The organism is Burkholderia metallica, assembly GCF_001718555.1.
Classification (GTDB): Bacteria; Pseudomonadota; Gammaproteobacteria; order Burkholderiales; family Burkholderiaceae; genus Burkholderia; species Burkholderia metallica.
On the sequence record NZ_CP013403.1, the window covers coordinates 234,067 to 254,227 of the forward strand.

Here is a 20,161-nt window from a genome sequence, read left to right on the forward strand (position 1 = left end):
TCGACTCAGTGAAAGGCGGCGCTCAGTTGCGAGTCATCGCTCGAGCGGACCGTCGCGTCGCCGGTTTGATCTGAATCGGTGAAATGCCCGCGCGCCTCCGTTGCGACGGCGGCTTGCGGGAGCGTATTCCCCGGCACGGTGCGCGCGCATATCGCGTTGACCCGCGCGTACACTTCGGCCTTGTCGTGTTTGGTCGGCAAGCGGTAGCTGAGCGAGCAGACTTCGGTTGCGCGATTGCCCCATTTCGCCGTCAGCACACCGGTTTCGCCCAGGCCGCGGGCGAACAACATGCCGCCCTGTCCGGAAAATCCGATGGTCTTGCCTTCTGCATCGACCACCGTGCTCCCGAACGGCACCGGTTCGCCGTCCGGCTGACGCATCGTCAGCAGCACGGCTCGACCGGTCACCGTCTCGAACTTGAGCTTGACCATCGAGTTCGCTCGCGGCGCGATCTGCTGACTGGTCGTCAGCATTTCGACGTCGCTCGGAATGCCTTTCGGATCGAGCTCGATGGTGTTCATCTTGTACGGCGTCAGATACGGGAGCACCGCATAGCCGCGCCCGTCGATCCGTACGTCCGTGCCATTCGTGATGCGCGCGCCGACGGCGTCCTTCGCCTCGATGATCGCGGCCGTTTCGCCGAGGTCGTTGGCGAGCGTGATGCCGCCCGCATGGCCGACGATCGCGCCCGACACGCCGGCGGACACACTCGAGTAACCGCTGCCGCCGCTCGCGCTAGCGGAGAGCGTCGCGTACGGGCTGCGATACTGCGCATTGCCGCCACCGGACGTCGCGCCCCCGCCGGCGTTGACGTTCACGCCATACGAGAATGCATTGGCCGTTCCGACGGTACCGGTCAGCGCCATCTGCCCGGTTGCACCGTTGCTGTCGTGCGTGACGCTCGTGGTCAGTGTCGGCGCGTACGACCGCCTGCCGAGCGGAACCGTCACGTTGGCGTACACCTGGTTGTTCAGGCGGCCCGTATAGCCGTCGCGCTGCCTCGAAACGGACAGGTTGTAGCTCAGGTTGACGCCGCCGATCCGCAGGTTGTTGTTGTAGCCGAGCTGGAATTGCGTCGTCGTGCCCTGGCGGTTCCAGTAGCTGGCTGTCGAGCCCACTGCGAACAGGCTGCCGCGACCTTCGCCGAGCGTCTGGTTCAGCGTCAACTGAACCTGGTTGCGTTGCCGGTATGCGATGTTCGGATCCGCGCCGGCCGCGGCCCGCTCGCGGGCGTACGTCGCGTCGCGCAGTTCCCAGTAGCCGCGCGACGAGTAGCGATACGCGGCGACCGCGATGTTCGTGCCGGTTGCCTCGACGGATTTGCTGTAGCTCAAGCGCACACTCTGGCCGCTCGTCGCCGACACGCCCGGGATACGCGCGCTGGCGTGCGTGACGTCGATGGCGAGCGCGCCGGCCGGCGTGTTGAATGCCGCGCCGACCAGCCCGGCCAGATAGTTTTCCGCGACGATCGCGCCGACGTAACCCGTCAGCAGGTTGCTGATGCCGCGCTGATACGTGGCCTGTGCAAAACTCGGATGACGCTCGAGTTGCGGCTCGCGCAACTGGCCGAGCGCGACGCCGAAACGCGAGATGCCGGGACGCAGCGATTGCACGACAGCCGAGTACGGCACCGTGAAGCTGCGCTTTTTGCCGTCGGCCTCTGTGACGGTGACGAGCAGGTTGCCGCCGTAGCCCGTCGCGTACAGATCGTTGATTTCGAACGGACCCGGCGCGACGTTCGTTTCGTACAGCACGGCACCGTTCTGCGTGACCTGGACGTGTGCGTTGCTCGTTGCGACGCCGCGAATCACCGGTGCATAGCCGCGCATCGAATCGGGCAGCATCCGGTCGTCCGTTTCGAGCGTGACGCCGCGCATGCCCACGCTGTTGAACAGCGTGCCGTCGGTGTACGTCTCGCCGATCTTCAGCTGGCTGCGCCAGGCCGGCAGGTCGCGCTGCACGTAGGTATTGAGGCTTTGATAGCGGCTGTCGCCCTGCGATTGCGCGGTATAGGTGCCGTTGTGCCGGAAGTGCCAGTTTCCGATGTTGACGCCGGCATTCAGCCCCGCGTACGCCTGCGTGCTTGCATAACCCGACGACGCGTTGCGGTACACGTTCGTGTTGTACTTGAGCGTCGCGCTCGGTACGCCGTCGTCCCACAGTTCCGGACTCACGTAGCCGCGCGGATTGCGCAGCAGCGCCGCCTGCGGAATGCTCACGTTGAGGCGGAGTTCCGACATGTCGAATTCGTACGTGGCGTCGGCGACCAGCTTGTCGACGTCCGTGCACGCGCCGGCCCGAACCTGTGCCAACTCGGCGCGCGCGGTGTCGGTCAGTGCCTGGTCGTCGAGGCCGAGCCGGGTCACGAGCGTGCGATCGAAACACGGCCGTGCGTCGTCCGCTCCCGCTTCCGCGCTGAAGCGTACCGTCGAGCGGCGGCTCCATGTGTTGTTGACGTAGAGATCGACCAGATAGTCGCCCGCCGGGACCGGATTGCCTTTCGCGAAGCGGCCGAGATCGAGTCGCTGCCCGCGCGGCTTCATCATCAGCGTGTCGTTGAACTGAACCTGCGCTACATCGAAACGATCTGCCGGTGCGGCCAGCGCGCCGACAGTCCAACTGCCGAGCGTTGCCATGACGAGCAGATAGCTCGGCTTGAGCGCGAAACGCGCCGGTGCCTCCAGTGTTCGATTTTGATGATCTGTTCGCATGAATTCGATGTATTAATGCCGCATCTGCATGATGCGAACGACGGATTGCCAGTGCCGGTGCGATTGCCACGCCGGCCGGTCAGCTACGAGTGATTCAGGGATGGTCGGGCGGCGTCAGTGTGCTTTTTTCGGCGCGTAGTTGCCTTCGATGCCTGCGCCGTAGTCGTTGAGGAACGTGTAGTCGACCTCGATCGGCCCCGCTGGCATCGACGGCACGTTACCGAGGTCGAATTGCTCGGTCGAGCCGGGTTTGACCATGCCGCCCTTGTCGTTGGTCCACGTGGCGCCGCCGGACTTGACGGTCAGCTTCGTGAACGTCACGTGGTAAGGCGTCGGATTCTTCGCTTGCAGTGCATAGCCGCCGCCGGCCTTCGGCGCGAAATTCCAGGTGACCTTCTCAGCCGACTCGTCGGCCACGCCCTGCAGCGCGGCGGGACGGAAGAACAACTTGATGCGCGAGCGGAACGCGAGCTGCAACAGGTTGGGGGCGTCCGGATCGTTGGCCGCCTGCGGCGGGACGTCGAGCACGTTGAGCCAGTACAGTGTTTCCTTGTCCTGTGCGAGCGGCGCCTTCGTGTAGATCAGCCGCAGGCTTTGGCCTTTCTGCGGATCGAGGCGGAACAACGGCGGTGTCAGCATGAACGGCACCTTCGACTCGTCAGGCAGCGCGTTCGCGTTGCCGTCGTCCAGCCAGGCCTGCACGAGCGAGGGCCTGTCGCCATCGTTGGTCAGCTTGACCGTGACCTCGCGCTCCTGTTCCGGATAGACCACGCGCGTTCCGTTGATTACCACGCTCGCATTCGCTGCGCCAATGCCGGACAGCGACGCGACCAGTGCCGCAGCGCCCACGCTCGAGCGCCAGTTCATTGACTTCCCCATCGCCGATTTCTCCTTGTAAATAGACAGATCACATACCGTCGGTCGGACGCGGCCCGTGCGCCGCGTTGCTCCGCGAGCCCGGGCCGCTGGTCGCGAGACCGGATTACTGATACGAGACCGAGTACATGACCGACGTGCCGACCGTGCCGGCCGTGGCGCTGCCGCCGGTCGCGACGTATTGCGCGTAGTAATCGAGGGTTGCCGCGCCACCCGAGATCGGCACGACCTGCGAGTTCTGCTGTGCCTGGGCCGCTCCGAGTTTGATGTTCGAACCGTCCTTGTTCAGCAGGCCGACCTCGACGTTCCTCGCGTCACCCGTCGCATTGAAAAGCTGGCCCGTCTGTGCGTTGACCGTCGTGCCAGGTTCGAAGTACACCGAAGCATTGCCCGAGTTCGGCGAGCAGTTGGACAGTGCGATGCGGAACGGCTTGCGACCGGCCGTCGACCCCGGCGTGGACAGCGACGACGTCGACACGTTGGGCAGCGTGACGGTGAAGTCCTTGCCGCCGCCGTCGCCCGAGATGTTGCAGGTCTGGGCGGTGATCTCGCCGGTGATCGTGATCGTGCCGTCCGCCGCATGGGCCGACGACGCAGCGGCGAGGAGACCCGCTGTCGCCATCAGGATGGAAAGTGCTTTTTTGGACATGTGATTACCTGTGGTTAATGGTCTTGCGTCGAGAGATGACGCACCGACGTTTCCTTTGCACTGCTGTTGCCGTTGCTGAGACACGCCGGTCGCAGCGGCAGGAAACAGTTGACATTGTTTCCGAGTAAGAGGGTTGAAAGAATTGGTCGAGTCCTAATGGATTGGTAAAATGGCTCGTTCTCGTACGAAATATTTGTCAAACAACATCAGGTGCGAGGTGGTCGCACGAGTCGCACAAGTGACTGGCGTGAGATCAAGCTTGCGGCGCTACTGCGCGTCTTGATCTGGCATTTTTTGATCACGGGAAATTGATTCGGAATGCATATGAATTGGATGATGTGTCGAGAGCGGAATGTGCCGGTTGACGGGTATGCCATTCGGCAAAGACCGATGGCCTGCTCGTATGAGCTATGCCAAACGAAACTTCCCGGCCTTGCCTGACATCTGTCTTAACCTGCTCGAGGCAGATACGACCATCAACGAAGACATCATGAATCGAAGACTCGAGACCAGCGCAGATGGCAGAAGCGTGCTTCCGTCCAGGCACGTCCGCAGGCAGTGCGCGTACATGCGTGATGCCGGCGCGTGCGGTCGAGCGCGCGAGATACGGCACCGTCTATCTCGATGCGCATTTCGTGTGCACCAGGTGCCGCGGGATCGATGTGCTGCCGTGCGGGCGCTGAAGTCAGAGTCGAACCGGATGGTGTTGGGACGCACCCCGTTTGACCTGCGGTGTGTTGTATGCGACATCGCTTCGATTTTTCACCCGCTCGCGGATGCGAAAAGCTTCGCGCTGACGTGCCGTATTGCGCAGGATCTCGCCGACGGTTATTTGGGCGATCCGACCGGGATGCGGTAATTGATCTTGAAAATCATTAGCAATACGATCAAGTTTTCGAAGTGCGGCGGCGTGACGATCGACGTGCGGCTTGCAAAGGCAGAACCGGACGGCCGTGGCGTCGAAAGCGGGCATCGTCATTCCTGAAGACAGCCTGCCGACGCTGTTCGATGTCTATGTCCAGACCGATGCAACGATCTGCCGGCGCTTCGGCGGCATGGGGCTCGGGCTGCCACTGTGCCGGCGCATCGTGATGCTGATGGGGGGAGCGTTGAATGTCGACAGCCGTCTTGGCGAAGGCACGGTTTGCGTGGCTGCATTGCCGCTGCCCGAAGCACCGTCCGGCTGGCGAGACGATTCGCCGGAATCCGGGACGTTCGCGGATACCGCGCGCGGGTACGAAGCGGAGGCGGAATCCGAAGCAGGCGCAGAGGCCGACGATGAAGAACCGTTGCAAGTGCTTGTCGCCGAGGATCATCCGGCATGGCGGCGTTGCTGCGCGACCAGCTCGACGCGTTGGGCGACGACGCGACGATCGTCTCCAACGGCATCGAGGCGATGCGCGCCTGCTTCGAGCGACCGTACCACGTCGTTCTGACCGATCTCGACATGCCTGTGCGCGGCGGCTTCGCGCTCGCGGGTGACGCGAAGTCGCGCGATACGTGAGCCTGCGCGGAGCGGTCGATGAACGAAAAAGGGGCGACGTCGAGCGTGTCCGGTCCGGCGTTCAAGCTTTAATCACGCATGCAATCGACCGCTTGCACCGGCCTGCGCCGAATGAAGGCACGACTACTGATACGAAAACGTGATCGTGCTGAGTGCGCTCACGGTGCCCGGCTTGATCTTTTCCGCGACCTTCACGTACCTGGCCTCGAACGGCACCGAAATTTTGGTGTTGGCTGCAGAGGACTTGCCGACCAACCACTGATTCGTGTTCCCCTTGCCGGATGAATCCGGCCCGAACTTCAACGGCGTGCTGTCACCCTTTTTGAGGATTTGAATCCCGACGCCCGCTGCCGTCGAGCTGGACGCAAGGCTCAGCGCGCTGCCCGTATTCGCGGGATTCGTCGCATCGGTCAACGTCGCGTGAACACTGACGTTGGCGTCGCAGTTCAGGCCGACCGAGAACGGCGCCGATCGGGCAGATGCGACGTCACCGGGCGCCTTGAGACTCGGCGCGACCAGGGTTGGCAACGTAACCGAATTGGTTGCACCGGATGTGACTTTGCACGCCCGTGCCGCCACCTGTGTGCTCGTCGGGGAGATGTATGCCGATGGGCTGTTTCCCGGAAGAAACGCGCCTCGATATTTCAACCTGAAGTTGAAAAACGTTGTGGCCTTGGAGGTCCAGCTTCCCGTCGCGAGGCCGCCGGCCGAGACGAGTGTCACTACTGCAGCAATCGTGCCATTGTTCATCGTACCACCATTGGGTACGCGTACGGAGAGGTCTCCATTGATAAGTGGCGTCTGGGTGTAGCCATTGATGCCATCTCCAATCGACACTTCAACCGCAAAGCCAATCCCGGGTATGCCGGTTTCGAAAACGGCAGCCACTTTTCCAGTGCTTGTTTTGTAGGTTACATTCGGGATAACCTTCTGGGTGGGCGTGAACACGTATTCGTCATACCAACAATCCCATTCACGACCGGACACAAATGCAGCAGTGTTATACGCAGTGGTCGAGTTCGGAAACTGGATTCCCAAAGCAATTTCGTCCTGAGTCACACTGACAGTTGCAGGGAGCCTGGGGGAAAACCAATAGCCGGTGGCCGACAATTCGCAAGCAGAAAATGCGAATTCAGAGAAAGCAATCGTGCACAGCGCCAGGCATTGCATCGCTCGTCGTATTGCGGAGCGATTCGACGCGCGCAGCGCGCTCGCAAGCCGGTTTGTGTTTCCCGCCGTATTCATCCATTTCATGACTCTATCCCGTTAAATCGCAAACGATCCGAAATGCTCGCGGGCTTTGCCGACGGCGACGTTCGACCGTTTCCGTAGTGAATATTGCGCAGTGTCACCGACGTGCGGACGCAACACGATTCGATACCGCCGGCGCGTAGCTGGCGGCCTCGCTCGCCACGCACGGCAGTTCAAGGCTCTGGAGCGACTGGTAGGTCGCGGCTTGCTTGCGCACCGGCAGCGAATACGACAGCGCGCACACCGATTTGCCACGACCCGCTTCCCACTGCACCTTCAGTTCACCCTGATCCACGAGCCCGCGCGCGAGCAGCTTGCCGCCCTGGCCGACCGTGCCGACGTCCTTGCCGCCCGCATCGGTCACGGTCGCGCCGAACGGCACCGGCGAACCGTCGGCCTGCCGCGCGCGGATGACCGCGGAGCGTCCGTATGCCGTCTTGAACGTCAGCATCGGCACCGCGCCAGCCAGCGGCGCAATGCGCTGGCTGGTTTCCTTCAATTCGACATCGGTCGACAACCCCTTCGGATCGATGCCGATGTCGTTCATCGAAAACGGCGTCAGGTACGGCACGACCGCATAGCCACGCCGGTCGATGCGCACGCCCGACGTGTTGGTCACGCGCGCGCCTTCGGCATTCGGCGCCTCGATGATCGCGAAGGTCTCCGACAGCGGTTGCGACAGCGTGACGCCGCCGCGATGCGCGACGATCGCGCCGCGCGCGCCTGCCGAGAACTGCTGATAGCCGGCGGCTGCGCTGACGCTGCCGCTCAGTTCGGCGATCGGCCCGCGGTACTGGATGTTCGCGCCGCCGTTGGTCTGCGACGTGCCCGACGAATTGCCGTGGTTCACGTTGACGCCGTACGACAGGTTGTTGTCGACGCCGAGTGCGCCCGACAGGCTCGTTTGCGCTTGCGTCGAACCGCGCGTGTCGCGGCTGAAACTGGTCGCGAGCGTCATCGGTCGCGTCTTGCCGAGCGGAATCGACAGGTTGGCGTAGTACATCGTGCTCGACTGGCCCCATGCGTCGCGCTGGCGCGTCGCCGACACGCTGTACGCGACGCTGCGGAACGTATTGCTGTAGCCGACCGTGAAGTTGACGTCCGACCCGCTGCGGTTCCAGTAGGTCGACGCCGATGCGGTTGCGTTCAGGCTGCCGCCGCGGGCGCCGAGCGACTGGCTCACCGTCAGCGACGCGCGGTTGCGCTGCCGGGACACGCTGGTCGATCCGGTGCCGAGTCTCGTCTGGTCGCGCGCGAGCATCGCATCGTTCAGCGCGAAGAAGCCGTTCGTCGAATAGCGATACGCGGCGATCGCGACGTTCGTGCCGGTCGCGGCGACGGCCTTTGCGTAACTGATCCGGAAGCTCTGCCCCGAATAGCGCCGCTCGCCGGGAATCGACGTCGTCGCATGCGTGACGTCCACGCCGACCGCGCCCAACGACGTGTTCAGCACCGCGCCGGCCATCGCGGACAGGTAGCCTTGCGCGAACGTTACGCCGCCGTAGCCCGTCAGCAGGTTCGTGACGCCGCGCTGCCAGGTTGCCTGCGCGAAGTACGGCGTGGTGTTCGGCAGGTTGCGCACGACGCCCGTCGTGAAGCTGTAGCGATTCTGGCCGGGACGCAGCGACAGCGGCACCGCCGCGTACGGTACGGTAAACGAATGTACGGAGCCGTCGGCTTCCGTCACGCTGACCTTCAGGTCGCCGCCGTACCCGGTCGGATACAGGTCGTCGATCACGAACGCGCCCGGCGCGACGGTCGTCTCGTACAGCGTAGCGCCGTTCTGCGTGACCGTGACCTTCGCGTTGGTGTTGGCGACGCCGCGCACGACCGGCGCATAGCCGCGCTGCGATTCGGGCAGCATGCGGTCGTCGGTATACAGGCGCACGCCGCGGAACGACGTCGAGTCGAACAGATCGCCGGATGTGTACGCATCGCCGACGATCAATTGCGACGACCACGCGGTCAGGTCGCGCTGCAGGTAGGTCGAGACGTTTTCGTACTTCCTGTGGCCGCGATCGTCCCAGTTGAACGAGCCGTTGTGACGGAAGTGCCAGCGTCCGACGTTGACGCCACCGTTGACGCCGACGTAGCCCTGCGTGCTTTCTCCCTGGCCGCCGGTACGCGAGTGATACACGCTCGCGTTGTAGTCGAGCATGCCGACCGGGATGCCCTCGCTCCACTGGTCGGGGCTCACGTAGCCGCGTGCCTGCCGCCGCATCGAGATCTGCGGGATGCTCAGATCGAGCCGCTGCTCGTTGAAGTCGTAGCTGACCGATGCTTCCTGAATGGCCTGACCGACACGCAGGCATGCGCCGTCCTCGTCAAGCGTCGCGCGCACGTCCTGCGGCAGCTTCGACAGATCGACGCCGATCAGCGCGAACTGCGCCTTGTCGAAGCATGGCTGCGCATCGGCCGTGTTCGGCGCGCTCTTGAACTGCAATTCGATGCGACCGACCCAGTTGCCGTCGACATAGACGTCGGGTTTGTACATGCCGGCCCGCACGACGTTGCGACGCTCATAGCGCGACACGTCGATCGCGCCGCTGCCGTTGTTCAGGAAGCCGCCCTCGAACTCGACCTGCGCGAACTCCGTTTGTGCGACCTGCAGCACCCCGGCATCGGCATCCGCCGCATGGGCGTGCGCCTGCCAACCCGCGATGATCGTGAGAAGCAGCGCGCAAACCGGCTTCAGCTTCGGTTCTGTCTCCGCCTGCATGCTCGGTTGCCGCTTCTCCATCATTTAATCTTTCCCGTCAGTGTTGAATTGAGTGTTCCTCTCGGATCGAGTGGCCTGGCCGAATCGACGGCGCGCGCGTTACGTCACCGCGACACGGCGGCCTCGTTGGATCGGTTGCCGCCCCAGTCGTCGAAGCTGCTGTATACGACCGTGCCGCCGGTTGCGTCGGCGTTCGTCAGACCCTTGACCGGGAACGAGGCGGTTTCGCCGGGACGCACATAGCCCACGCCTGCGTCCAGCGTCTTGCCGTTCGCATGCAGCGCGATGCCGCCGAGGTTGACGACGTAGGGCGTCGGATTGGTTGCCTTCAGAACCAGCCGGTTATCGGGATCGGCCGCGATCTTCCATGTGAGCTGACGTGGCGCGTCGGCCGCATTTCCCGGCAACCCGTCCGGCCGGTACATCAGCTTCACGCGTGTGCGAAACGCGATCATCAGGCGATTTCTGTCGTCGTCGGCCGACGCTTTCGGCGGCACGTCGAGCACGTTCAACCAGAACAACGACTCCTTGTCGGCCGGCAGCGCTTCGCCCGAGTGAATGATCCGGATGGTCTGACCTTTGCCGGCCTCGAGCCGGAAGATCGTCGGCGTCATCACGAACGGCACGTCGATCTGGTCCGGTGCGGCACGCTCGTCACCCGTGTCGATCCACGCCTGGACGAGGGCCGGCGCCTTGCCGTCATTCGACAGTTGAACCGTGACTTCCTTGTCGGCGCCCGGAAATACGACGCGTGTGCCGGAAAGCGTCACGCTCGCTTGAGCACTCATGCAGGACAGGGCGGTCATCAGCAGCGCCAGCATGCGATAGGGCGCAAAAAGTTTCATCATTCTCCTCCTTGTATTCTGTAGTCCGAATAAATTGCGGAGCGAATTCGGAAATGTGTTCCGGAGGGCCGGCCTCGTCCGGAGGCCGGCTCTCTCACTCAATCAACCGAGTGCTCAGGGATAGATCAGCGAGTAGGTGACGAACGAGTTCGCCGAACCGCCGGTTGCTTCGCCGGTTGCCACGTATTGAGCCGAATACTGCAGCGTCGCGGTGCCGGCCGTCGTGTCGATATCGACGATCTGCGAGTTCTGCGCGGAGCTTTCGGCACCGACCTTGATGTCCTGATACTTGTCGTTCAGGATTCCGATTTCGACGTTCTTCGCCGCATCCGCGCCAGTCAGCTTCAGACGGCCGGTTGCGAGGTTCACGTTCGGGCCCGGCTCGAACGCTACCGATACCTTGTTGACCGGCGCCGGAATCGTCGTGCCGCCCTCTTCCTTGTCGGTCGTGCAGCCCGTCAGCGTGAGCTTGAACGGCGTACGGCCCGCAGTCTTGCCTGCCGCGGAGAGCTGGTTGGTCGATGCCTTCGGCAGCGTGACGGACAGATCGTTGACGCCCTCATTGATCTTGCAGGTCGATGCGACGACCGAGCCAGTGAAGTTGATCGTGCCGTCCGACGCATGCGCTGCCGAAGCTGCCGCGAGGCCGGCCGCGATCACGAACAGGGAAAGTGCGGAGGTGCTTTTCGCGATTTTCATTGATTGAGTTCCAAACAGTGGATTGAGAAGGTGATGAAAACGCACATGAGACTCCGCTCTGGGGAGGGGGGCATGAGATGAATCTCGATGTATGTATTTCGATACGTATTTTCCTGATATCAGGTATAGCGAGAAATGGGACGACAACTAAAGCGGAGTCCATTGATCTAGTACAAGTACTAAAAAGAACGTTTGGGGGGAGGATTGTTAGGCAACCTGCATAAAATGTTAAATTTCGGGGGTGCGCCGGGTCGGAGAATCGGAAGATGTGACGACGACGGGCTTCGACGAATGCCGATCCGGAAGCCATCCCGCGCGAGCCGCACGTCGGCGCCCATCGTCTGCGATATCCGGGTGTGGCCGACGCGGGCGTACGCGGCGTCGCTGCAGTCCAGCCGGTTGTTCCCGTGCGGGTATGCGCTTCATCCCGAGATACACGATGCTCATTGCGACCTGCCGCGTGTGGTTCGACCGGCTGTCACCGGTCGACACGAGCGCATCCGCGCGCTGCAAATCGCCCTGATGCGTCGGACGTCGACGGATTCAACGTGCAACCGGGCGTGCGGCGCCCGCTGACGGGGCGTGTCGTGGCGATCCCCGGTACAGCCCGCGTGCGGCGGCCCGGAGGGATTCGCCGGCGGCGGGTGCCGATCGGTAGTTCGAGTATCGACCCGATCCGGCGCCGCGGCAGCGGGCGCGGCCAGTTGGGACCGGCCTTGTCGCATCGTGCCGGCGATCACGTCGACGATTCAGCCACGCCGCGTGCGCGCACGAATCTCCGGTTCAGCGCTCTCAACATCGGCCGTTCGATCCATACGTGACAGACGTAACCGCAGACGCAGGCCGCGCCGAGGATCGCACACGCGGCGCCAAGGCCCGCCCCCGTGCGAGGATCGGCGCGCAGTCCGGCAAGTTTGCCGGCCATGCCGATCACATAGGGGTGGATCAGGTAGATCGAATAGCTGGATGCGCCGAGCGCGGCCATGATCCGGCTCCTGCTGGTCCAGTTCCACTTGTCGAGCGCCACCAGCGCGACAATCAGCATGAACGCGGGGCCACCCCACAGCACGACCCGCGCGAACCCTTCCGGCGTGCCGTGGCGCATCTGCAGCAACGGGATTGCCGCGATGGCGGCAACGACGACGGCAGCCCATACGGGTGCGGCGACCCGCTTCGCGACGCCGCCTTGCAGCACGCCGTGCGCCATGACACCGAGACCGAATTCCAGCACGAACGGCTGCCCGAGATGGCCGGGGACGGTAGCGCCGGATGGGTCGACAGCGGCCGCGCATGCGCACAGCAACGCCAGCATCAGCGCGGCGAGCGCGGGTGCATGACGCGCGCGCCCGCAGCCCAGCGCGGCCGCGACGGCGAGATAGAACAGCATCTCGTATTCGAGTGTCCAGCCGTTGAGATTCAGCGGTCCCCAATGGCCGTTTTCTTTCACGTACGGGATGAACAACAGCGACTTGACGAGATAGTCGGGCGCTGCCGTCGTCGTGTTCAGCCAGTGAGGGCGGAACAGCGCGATCGCGTAGATGCCGAGTGTCGTCACCCAGTAGAGCGGCACGATCCGGATCAGGCGCTTGACGAGGAAATCGCGCCCCTCGTACGGCGCGACGCACGCCATGATGAATCCGCTGATCACGAAGAAGACGTCGACGCCGGCCTGCCCGGACGGCAGCACGTGCAGGTGATAGGCGACTACCGCGAGCGCGGCGAGCGCCCGCGCGCACTGGATGTTCAGGTAGATGGGTTGGCGCTGTGCGTTCGCGTTCACATGCCCCCCTGGGCCGTGCGTCGCGAAGGCGGGATGGCGGATGGAGATGCGACCGCTTCGATGCCGCGTGCGGCGACCGCGCCGGTGCCCGGCGTGGACGCCGGACTGCCTATCCTGGGTGCCGGACGCGCGAAGCCGGCGAACTGTATCGCGCACAGCAGCGCTACGCTCGACAAGTGGCGCGTGTAACTGCCGAGATCGGGCTCGAACAGCATAGACACGGCGACGTGGCCGATGACGAGCGACGCGAGCGCGTCGCGGGCCAGCCGGCCTTCGCCAGGCGTGCGCCGCCATACGGCGGCCAGTGCGATCCAGACAAACCCCTGCATCGCGATTTCCTTCGGCCCGGGAGAGAATAGCACCGGCAGGTTCAGCCGCAGCACCGCGTACAGGTAATCGACGCAGAACGCGAAGAACGACGTCGGGGCGACCGGGTTGTGGAAGCTGGTGCGCGCACCGTACGGCGAACCGTATGCGAGGTAGTCCGCAGCCATGTCGCGCGGATGCAGCAGCAGGTAATACGCGTCGTTCGGCAGCAGCACGAGCACGAGCGGCGCGGCGAGCATCAGCAGCGTCCTGCGGCGCCATGAGCCGCGTCGGAACAGCAGCACGACGAGCGCGAACCCGAGAATCAGCGCGAAATAGCTGCGCACGATTGCCGCATAGGCGCCGTACAGCCCGACGGCCGCCGCGATCGCGACGAGCGCCGGGCGGCGCTGCGCGACCCTGGCCAGCACGATCGCGATCAGCACGACGAGCGTGTCTTTGCTCGCGACGAACAGGTTGAAGAACACGCAGGGCACGAGCAGCACGAGGCTCGCCGCGAGCGAACCGATGCGGCGCCCCTGCGCGATCATCAGGCAGATGAACAGCGCGCCGACCGCGGCGGTGAACACGTGCGTGCCGGCGGGGCCCAGCATCGCGTAGAACTTCGCGACGGCATCGAACGAGGTGCCGTCGTAGCTGCCCGATCCGCCGATCTGGCTCTGGATCTTCTCCGCGTCACGGAACACGTATTCCGGCAGGAACGCATCGGCTTTCGCATAGACGATCCAGTAGAGCAACACGGCCAGTGCCGCGATCGCGCGAGTCAATCCGCGGCTGAGGAGCGGCCCTGCGCCGATCAGCTTATGCAGCATCGGATACGCTCCTCCGGATCGCGCTGGCCGAGTGGATTCGCCCGCCGCGCAGGGCGATCGTCGCCAGGGCGGCGACGATCGCGATGCTGGCCGTCAGATGCGCGAGTGCCGCGCCGGTCGTGCCGAAAACCGCGATCAGGTACCACGCGGCCGGCACGCAGACCACCGCGATACCCGCCATCACCAGCGTGACGGCGACGCCGGCCCGCAGCGCGATCGTGGCCGCCCACAGCACGTCGGCGGCCGCGCGCAGCACGAACGACGCGAGCAGCACCGCCAGCAACGCGACCTCGTGCGCGCCGGGCCGCTCGTTCGCGAGCCGGAACAGGTCGTCGTGGACGACGAGGATCGCGACGGACAGCAATGCCGCCAGGCTCGCACTTGCCGCCACCGCGCGGCGAAGCCGACGACGGAATTCGGCGGGATCGTCCGCGAGCGCGCGCACGAAGCCGGGCGCGGCCGTGGCGACGACCGCCGCGAATGCGACCGTCTGCACGCCATTGGCGACCGACCACGCGAAAACGTAGCGGCCGAGCGCGTCGGCATTCACGTGGCCGCCGGCGATGAAGCGTTCGGCGTACTGCAGGATCGACAGCAGCCCGCCTGCCGCGTAGAACGGCAGGCCGTGCAGCCAGACCGCGATCATGTCGCGGGCCGCCGGCGCATGTGCGATTCGCCGCGCGTGGCGGGCCCGGCGCGCCAGCACGCCGATGCGTTGCCACGACACGGCCACGACGCACGCATTGCATGCGAACCACAGCGCGAAGACGGCTTCGATCGAGCGCACTGCGCCGGAGAGCAGGCCGGCGCACGCGATGCCGGCCCATGCGCCGGTGCGGACGAACAGCAGCAACGAGCCCATGCGCGGGCGGTGCAGCGAGAACATCCATGCATTCGTTTCGAATGCCGCGTGTTCGGAGAGCGCAACGAGCAGGATGCACCAGAGCACGCGCGTCGACAGGCCGAATGCGTCGGCCGGAAAGCCGGCGAGCGATGCGATCGCGAGCGACGTGCAGGCCAGTAGATAAAGCCCGCCGAACAGGATGCCCAACCTGCGCGCCTCGCCGATCGCGGGCAGCGGGTCGCTCGCGCTCAGTCGGCGGTTGAGTTCCGTGCTGAAGCCGAGCCCGAGCAGCTTCGATGCAATGACGGACACGGCGACCGCGAGCCCGTAGACGGCGACCGCATCGAAGCCGAGCGTGCGCGCGATGACGATCGTCAGGCCGAATTTCAGGCCGAGCGCAGCGAATCTGAGGGCGAGTCGAATGAGCATGGGCAGTGTCCGGATCGTCATGCGTATCGCGCCGCGCGCAACGCGTCGACCACGTGTTCGCGCGCGGTGCGAATCCGGTCGAGCCCTGTCCGGGCCGACCGCCAGAATGCGGTTGCCGAGCCGTCTGCGAGGATCTTGTCGGCGACCGCGTCCGGATCGAACGCCGCGCCGTTGACGACCCAGTCGTCAAGATGCAGGTCCGCATAAGCGCCGAAACCCTTGCGCTCGTAGCTGACGTGGAACGCCGGCACGCCTTGCAGCACGGATTCCAGCGCGCCGTGCAGGCGTACCGAGACGACCCAGTCGGGCACGTCGTGCGCGAGCAGCGTCTTGAGCGGCACGAGCGCGTCCTGGATGCCGATGTCGCGGTAGTACGCGGTGTCGTCGTTGCCGCGGCAGGCACTCTGCACCGCGAACGAGATGCGGCAATGCGGGCGCACGCGCTCGATCAGCCGCGCGACCGATGCGGCGTAACGTGCGCACTGCAAGCGATTCCACGCCGGTGGACGACGCAGCACGAATGCGATGTGGCGCACGCCGTCGCCGGCGCGGGCGGCCCGCTGCAGGATCGTGTCGCTGCGGCGCTCGAAATCGAGCACCGCCAGATCGGGCGCGCGACGCGTGTTCGCATTGGCCGACAGGAACGCTGACGAACGGTCGTCCCGCACGAATACCGTGTCGAACGACGCGAGCAGGCGGCGCAGGTGCGTGCCCACGGGCCATGCCGGCCGCGCGGGGCCGATGCTTTGCGGCAGGTACACGGCCGGTTTGCCCGAGGCCTTCGCCGCGCGCATCTGCAGCAGGTGGCCGGCTTCCAGCTTCAGCGCCTCATGGCAATTGCGCGCGCGCAGATAGCCGCCGCCGACGCCGACGATCAGATCGACGCGGTCGAGCAGGCGTCGCAAGTCGTGCAGCCGCCCGTTCGCGCGGACGGGCAGCACGCAGCGGGCCGCGCCCGTCACCCGGCTCGCGCCGCGGTCGGCCAGCACGGGCGCAGGGCCGACGTCGTCGTAGGCAGGAAACGAAGCCGGATCGGCCGCGACGATCGAGATCCGGATCGCATCGCCGAATGCGTCACGCAGTAGCCTGGCGGACAGATCGACCAACAGGCCGTCGCCGGAATTGCGCGCGCTGTACGCATGCAACAGCGCGATGTGGGTGGTCGGGTTCATTTCGGCTCCTGGTGAACCACGCTGCGGTAAAGCGTGAGCGTGTGCCGGACCATCTCGGCGGCGGAATAGTGTTCGAGGGCGTGCGCGCAATTCGCGCGCATGCCGCGTCGCAATGCCGGGTCGTCGGCGAGCGTGACGACGGCACGCATGAAGTCGGTCGTATCGTCGTCGTTCGGCACCACGACGCCGATGCCGTGCGAGCGGATCAGCTCGGCCGCGCCGGCCACGTTCGACGCGACGATCGGCACGCGCGCGGCCAGCGCCTCGAGGCAGACGTACGGAAAGCCTTCATAGCGGCTCGGCAGCGCGAAGAGGTCGAACGCGGAGAAGTAGCGATTCGCGCCATCCACGGCGCCGACGACACGCAGGTTCGGCGGCACGTCGTCGGCGTCGGGGCCGGCTGCCGTGTCGAAGTCGCCGGGGCCGATCGCGACGAACTGCACCGCGTGGCCGCACCGGCGATAGACACCGCGCGCGATGCGCACGAGCCGATCGACGCCCTTCTGGTGCTCGAGGCGGCCGACGAAGCCGACCGCGACCGCATCGCGCGGCAGGCCGAGCGCGCGCCTCGCGTCGTCGCGCGGCATCAGCCGCGGCGGCGGCACGCCGTTGGCGATCGTGTCGATGCGGGCGTCCGGAATGCCGAGCGCGTCGTGCAGATGCGCTGCCTCGTCGCGGGAGACCGCGACGATCCGGCTCGAGAACCGGCTGCCGAGCACGCGTTCGACCGTGCCGTAGAAGCGGCGGCGCCAGCCGCGCAGCGACGGGTTCAGCGTGTACACCGCGTGCGGCGTATAGACCTGTCGCCAGGGGCCGATACACAGCCGCGCGATCGCGCCGGCCTTCGAACTGTGGCTGTGCACGATGTCGGGACCGATGCGCAGCAGATGCCGGTAGAGCGTGGCGACGGCAATCGCGTCGCGCCAGCCGACCGCGCGCCGCATCGGTATCGAGTGAACGGACCGGCAATGCGCAAGCACGCCCGCATCGAGAATCGATGCGTCGAATCGCGGGCCTTGCGGAACGATCAGATGCAGCTCTACGCCGTCGTGTGCGCTCAGGCCGCGGATCAGATCGGCAAGATGGACGGCGACGCCGCCGCCCGCGGCTTCGACGACGAGCGCGATGCGAAGGCGCGGATGCTGGCCGGGCACCGTGCGTGCGGGGCCGGGCGGCCGCGCGAGGGCGGTCGCATTAGGGGCGTCCGCGGCGGGGCGCGCGTGGCGCCCGATATCGATCGTGTCGCTCATCGCGAGCCTCCTCGGCGAAGCCGTGCCGTCAGCGCACGCAGTACGCGGCGTGCCGGCGATGCGGGGGTGTCGCGACGCGGCGCGTCGCCGTATCGCGTATAGCGGTAGGCGCCGTAGCGGCCGCCGTAACGGCCCGCGCGCGGGATGACGCCATTGAGCAGCACGCCGGCTGTCGCGATGCCGTTGTGCGCGAGCTGTCGCGCGGCTTCGCCCAGCTCGGCGAGACGCGTCGCGCCGGCGCGCGCGACCAGCAGCACGGCGCCGGCATGCCGGCCGAGCACGACCGCATCGGCGACCGCGAGAATCGGCGCGGAATCGATGACCACTGCGTCATAGCGCGCCGACCATTCGCCGAGCAGCGCCGCGATCCGCTCGTCGGCGAGCAGCACGTCGGGGTTCGGCTGCAACGCGCCCGTCGAGATGAAGTCGAGGTTCGGCACGACGCCCGAGTGAATCGCGTCGTGCGGCGCGATGTCGCTGGACAATACGTCGGCGAAGCCGCGCTCGCGCGCGACGCCGAAATAGTCATGCAGATAGCCTTTGCGCAGATCGCCGTCGACGAGCAGCACGCGCGCGCCGCTCGCGGCGAGCAGCGCCGCGAAATTCGCGGACACGAACGATTTGCCCGCACCCGGCGCCGGGCCGCTCAGCAGCAGCACGTTGTTGCGTGCGCCCTGCATCGCGTAGCGCAGCGCGGTGCGCAGGCTGCGCAGGCTTTCGATCGCCGCATCGTGCGGATCGCGCACGCTGAGCAGATGCGGGCCCGGCGCATGGGCGGCCATACGGCGCGCGACATGCCGTTGCTCCGGCGAATCGGGAATCGTCGCGTAGACGTTCATGCCGAGGTGCCGCTCGATTTCGTCGGCGCTGTCGACGCCGCCGAACAGGAAGTCGCGCGCGAACGCGAGCCCGACGCCTAGCATGAAGCCGAACAGCGCGGCCGCGCCGATCACGATGGTCCGCTTCGGGCGAACGGGCTCATCGGGCACGGTCGGCGCGTCGACGAGCCGCACGCTGCCGGTCCGGCCCGCCTTCACCAGCTCGAGCTGCTGCGCGTTGCCGAGCAGCGCGGTATACAGATCGGTGTCGACCTTTACGTCGAGCATCAGCCGCAATGCGTTCTGCTGGAGATCGGGCAAGCGCTTCACCTGCTGTTCGACGTCCTGCTGCTGGCGGCGCAGCGTGCCGATCTGCGCGTCGATCGCGATCATGTCGGGGTGGCCGGACGCGAAGCGCGTGGCCATCTCGTCGCGCTTCTGCTGCAATTCCAGCAGGCGCGTTTTTGCGTCGGCCGTTTGCTGCAGCACCAGCTTCGCTTCCTCGGTCAGGTCGACTGCGCCGTGCGCGTTGCGCATGTCCGTATAGCGCTGCTCGGCTTGCTGAAGCTGCTTCTTGAGGATCGGCAGTTGAGTGTTGAGGAAAGCCAGCGACTGCGCGGCATCGGCGGACCGGCGCTCGATGTGCTGTCGGACGTAGTGGCTCGCGATGGCCTGCAGCGTGGCCTGCACGCGCTGCGGATCGGGGCCGCGCAGCGTCGCGACGATCACGCCCGACTGCTTGACCTTCTCCTGCACGTCGAGCGTGCGGCGCAGCGTATCGATCGTCTCCGCGCGCGACTGGCGCACGATCGTGAAGCGCGTGCCGGGTTGCGCGTCTGCGCGAGCGAGCTCGACGACGAGCGGGCCGTCCGCCGTGCGGAACGTTTCCGTCCGGCCATGCTGCCCGACGACGGGCGCGGAGAGGCCCGGCCCCGACAGCCGGTAGCGCCCGCCGTCGAGCACCGTCAGTTCGAAACGGTCGCCTTCGAGCGGCTTCGGCACGTCGAAGCGGGGGAGATCGGCGCGCTCGTTGCCCCAGGCATAGCCGCCGATGCCCAGCACGCCGGGACGCGCGACGGCCGGGTTGAAACGCGAGATGAAATCGCCGACGACCGGAAAGCGCTTCGGCTGCACGTCGATGTAGCTGCGCAGATCGTCGACGGCGCGCGTGACGACGAGCCGCGACGCGAGGATCTGCGCTTCGGCCGCGGCCGTCGACTTGACGTCGAACAGCGACGACACGTCGCCGAGCAGGCTCTTCGCGGCGGATGCGTCGCCGCTGTCCTCGATCTGCAGCAGGATATCGGCCTGGTATTGCGGATGGCTGAGGAATGCGTACAGCGTGCCGGCGCCGACGCATGCGGCGGTGACGCACGCGATCAGCCAGCGATGGGAGACCAACGTGTCGATCACGCCGGCCAGCGTGATCTCGTCGGCATGCTCGGGCATGCGCGGAGGGGGGGAGCTTGACATCA

15 protein-coding genes and 1 pseudogene are annotated in these 20,161 nt (G+C 65.7%); 2 read left to right on the top strand and 14 right to left on the bottom strand.

Going from position 1 to position 20,161, the window contains the following annotated elements; translation table 11 throughout:
• Positions 1-5 precede the first annotated feature (5 nt).
• The 4 genes from WJ16_RS20900 to WJ16_RS35850 all read right to left on the bottom strand — a co-directional run bounded on the left by WJ16_RS20900 (position 6) and on the right by WJ16_RS35850 (position 5,209).
• Positions 6-2,711 carry a fimbria/pilus outer membrane usher protein gene (locus WJ16_RS20900; RefSeq protein ID WP_069259009.1) on the bottom strand — a complete coding sequence of 902 codons (2,706 nt, stop codon included), beginning with the start codon at positions 2,709-2,711 and terminating at the stop codon, positions 6-8.
• Positions 2,712-2,825: 114 nt separating this feature from the next.
• Positions 2,826-3,590: a fimbrial biogenesis chaperone gene (locus tag WJ16_RS20905; protein ID WP_084636091.1), complete on the bottom strand. Its 765-nt coding sequence runs from the start codon at positions 3,588-3,590 to the stop codon at positions 2,826-2,828.
• Between the two features lie 103 nt (positions 3,591-3,693).
• A complete protein-coding gene (locus WJ16_RS20910; RefSeq protein ID WP_069259011.1) occupies positions 3,694-4,236 on the bottom strand; it encodes a fimbrial protein in 543 nt (180 codons plus the stop codon).
• Positions 4,237-4,921: 685 nt separating this feature from the next.
• The gene (locus tag WJ16_RS35850; RefSeq protein WP_335622444.1) at positions 4,922-5,209 is read right to left on the bottom strand and encodes a hypothetical protein; all 288 of its coding nucleotides are present in this window, start codon (positions 5,207-5,209) and stop codon (positions 4,922-4,924) included.
• Between WJ16_RS35850 and WJ16_RS35855 the strand changes: the two are divergent.
• Both WJ16_RS35855 and WJ16_RS35860 read left to right on the top strand, forming a co-directional pair.
• A pseudogene (locus tag WJ16_RS35855) lies at positions 5,190-5,345 on the top strand (ATP-binding protein); the annotation flags it as partial. The gene WJ16_RS35850 and the pseudogene WJ16_RS35855 overlap by 20 nt on opposite strands.
• 212 nt (positions 5,346-5,557) lie before the next feature.
• On the top strand, positions 5,558-5,740 hold the full coding sequence (locus WJ16_RS35860; RefSeq protein ID WP_069259013.1) for a response regulator: 183 nt from the start codon (positions 5,558-5,560) through the stop codon (positions 5,738-5,740).
• Between the two features lie 123 nt (positions 5,741-5,863).
• Here the strand turns inward: WJ16_RS35860 and WJ16_RS34325 are convergent, their stop codons facing one another.
• The 10 genes from WJ16_RS34325 to WJ16_RS20970 all read right to left on the bottom strand — a co-directional run bounded on the left by WJ16_RS34325 (position 5,864) and on the right by WJ16_RS20970 (position 20,159).
• Positions 5,864-6,994, bottom strand: coding sequence for a fimbrial protein (locus WJ16_RS34325; RefSeq protein WP_084636092.1), 1,131 nt, complete (start codon positions 6,992-6,994; stop codon positions 5,864-5,866).
• A 94-nt stretch (positions 6,995-7,088) separates the two neighbouring features.
• Positions 7,089-9,734, bottom strand: coding sequence for a fimbria/pilus outer membrane usher protein (locus WJ16_RS20930; protein ID WP_418219871.1), 2,646 nt, complete (start codon positions 9,732-9,734; stop codon positions 7,089-7,091).
• Between the two features lie 80 nt (positions 9,735-9,814).
• Positions 9,815-10,555, bottom strand: a complete 741-nt coding sequence (locus WJ16_RS20935) for a fimbrial biogenesis chaperone (RefSeq protein ID WP_084636145.1) — start codon at positions 10,553-10,555, stop codon at positions 9,815-9,817.
• 114 nt (positions 10,556-10,669) lie between these two features.
• Positions 10,670-11,254, bottom strand: coding sequence for a fimbrial protein (locus tag WJ16_RS20940; protein WP_069259017.1), 585 nt, complete (start codon positions 11,252-11,254; stop codon positions 10,670-10,672).
• Positions 11,255-11,990: 736 nt separating this feature from the next.
• On the bottom strand, positions 11,991-13,034 hold the full coding sequence (locus WJ16_RS20945; protein WP_069259018.1) for an acyltransferase family protein: 1,044 nt from the start codon (positions 13,032-13,034) through the stop codon (positions 11,991-11,993).
• Positions 13,031-14,173, bottom strand: a complete 1,143-nt coding sequence (locus tag WJ16_RS20950; RefSeq protein ID WP_069259019.1) for a hypothetical protein — start codon at positions 14,171-14,173, stop codon at positions 13,031-13,033. Before WJ16_RS20950 ends, WJ16_RS20945 begins: the two co-directional genes overlap by 4 nt.
• Positions 14,163-15,446 carry a polysaccharide biosynthesis protein gene (locus WJ16_RS20955; protein WP_236858362.1) on the bottom strand — a complete coding sequence of 428 codons (1,284 nt, stop codon included), beginning with the start codon at positions 15,444-15,446 and terminating at the stop codon, positions 14,163-14,165. The genes WJ16_RS20950 and WJ16_RS20955 overlap by 11 nt, the downstream gene beginning before the upstream one ends.
• A gap of 17 nt (positions 15,447-15,463) precedes the next feature.
• Complete coding sequence (locus WJ16_RS20960) at positions 15,464-16,618, bottom strand: polysaccharide pyruvyl transferase family protein (RefSeq protein WP_069259021.1); 1,155 nt, start codon at positions 16,616-16,618, stop codon at positions 15,464-15,466.
• Positions 16,615-17,868 carry a glycosyltransferase family 4 protein gene (locus WJ16_RS20965; protein WP_069259022.1) on the bottom strand — a complete coding sequence of 418 codons (1,254 nt, stop codon included), beginning with the start codon at positions 17,866-17,868 and terminating at the stop codon, positions 16,615-16,617. The genes WJ16_RS20960 and WJ16_RS20965 overlap by 4 nt, the downstream gene beginning before the upstream one ends.
• Positions 17,865-20,159 (bottom strand): polysaccharide biosynthesis tyrosine autokinase, encoded by a 2,295-nt coding sequence (locus tag WJ16_RS20970; protein WP_069261063.1) that lies wholly within the window; start codon positions 20,157-20,159, stop codon positions 17,865-17,867. The genes WJ16_RS20965 and WJ16_RS20970 overlap by 4 nt, the downstream gene beginning before the upstream one ends.
• Between the last annotated feature and the right edge of the window lie 2 nt (positions 20,160-20,161).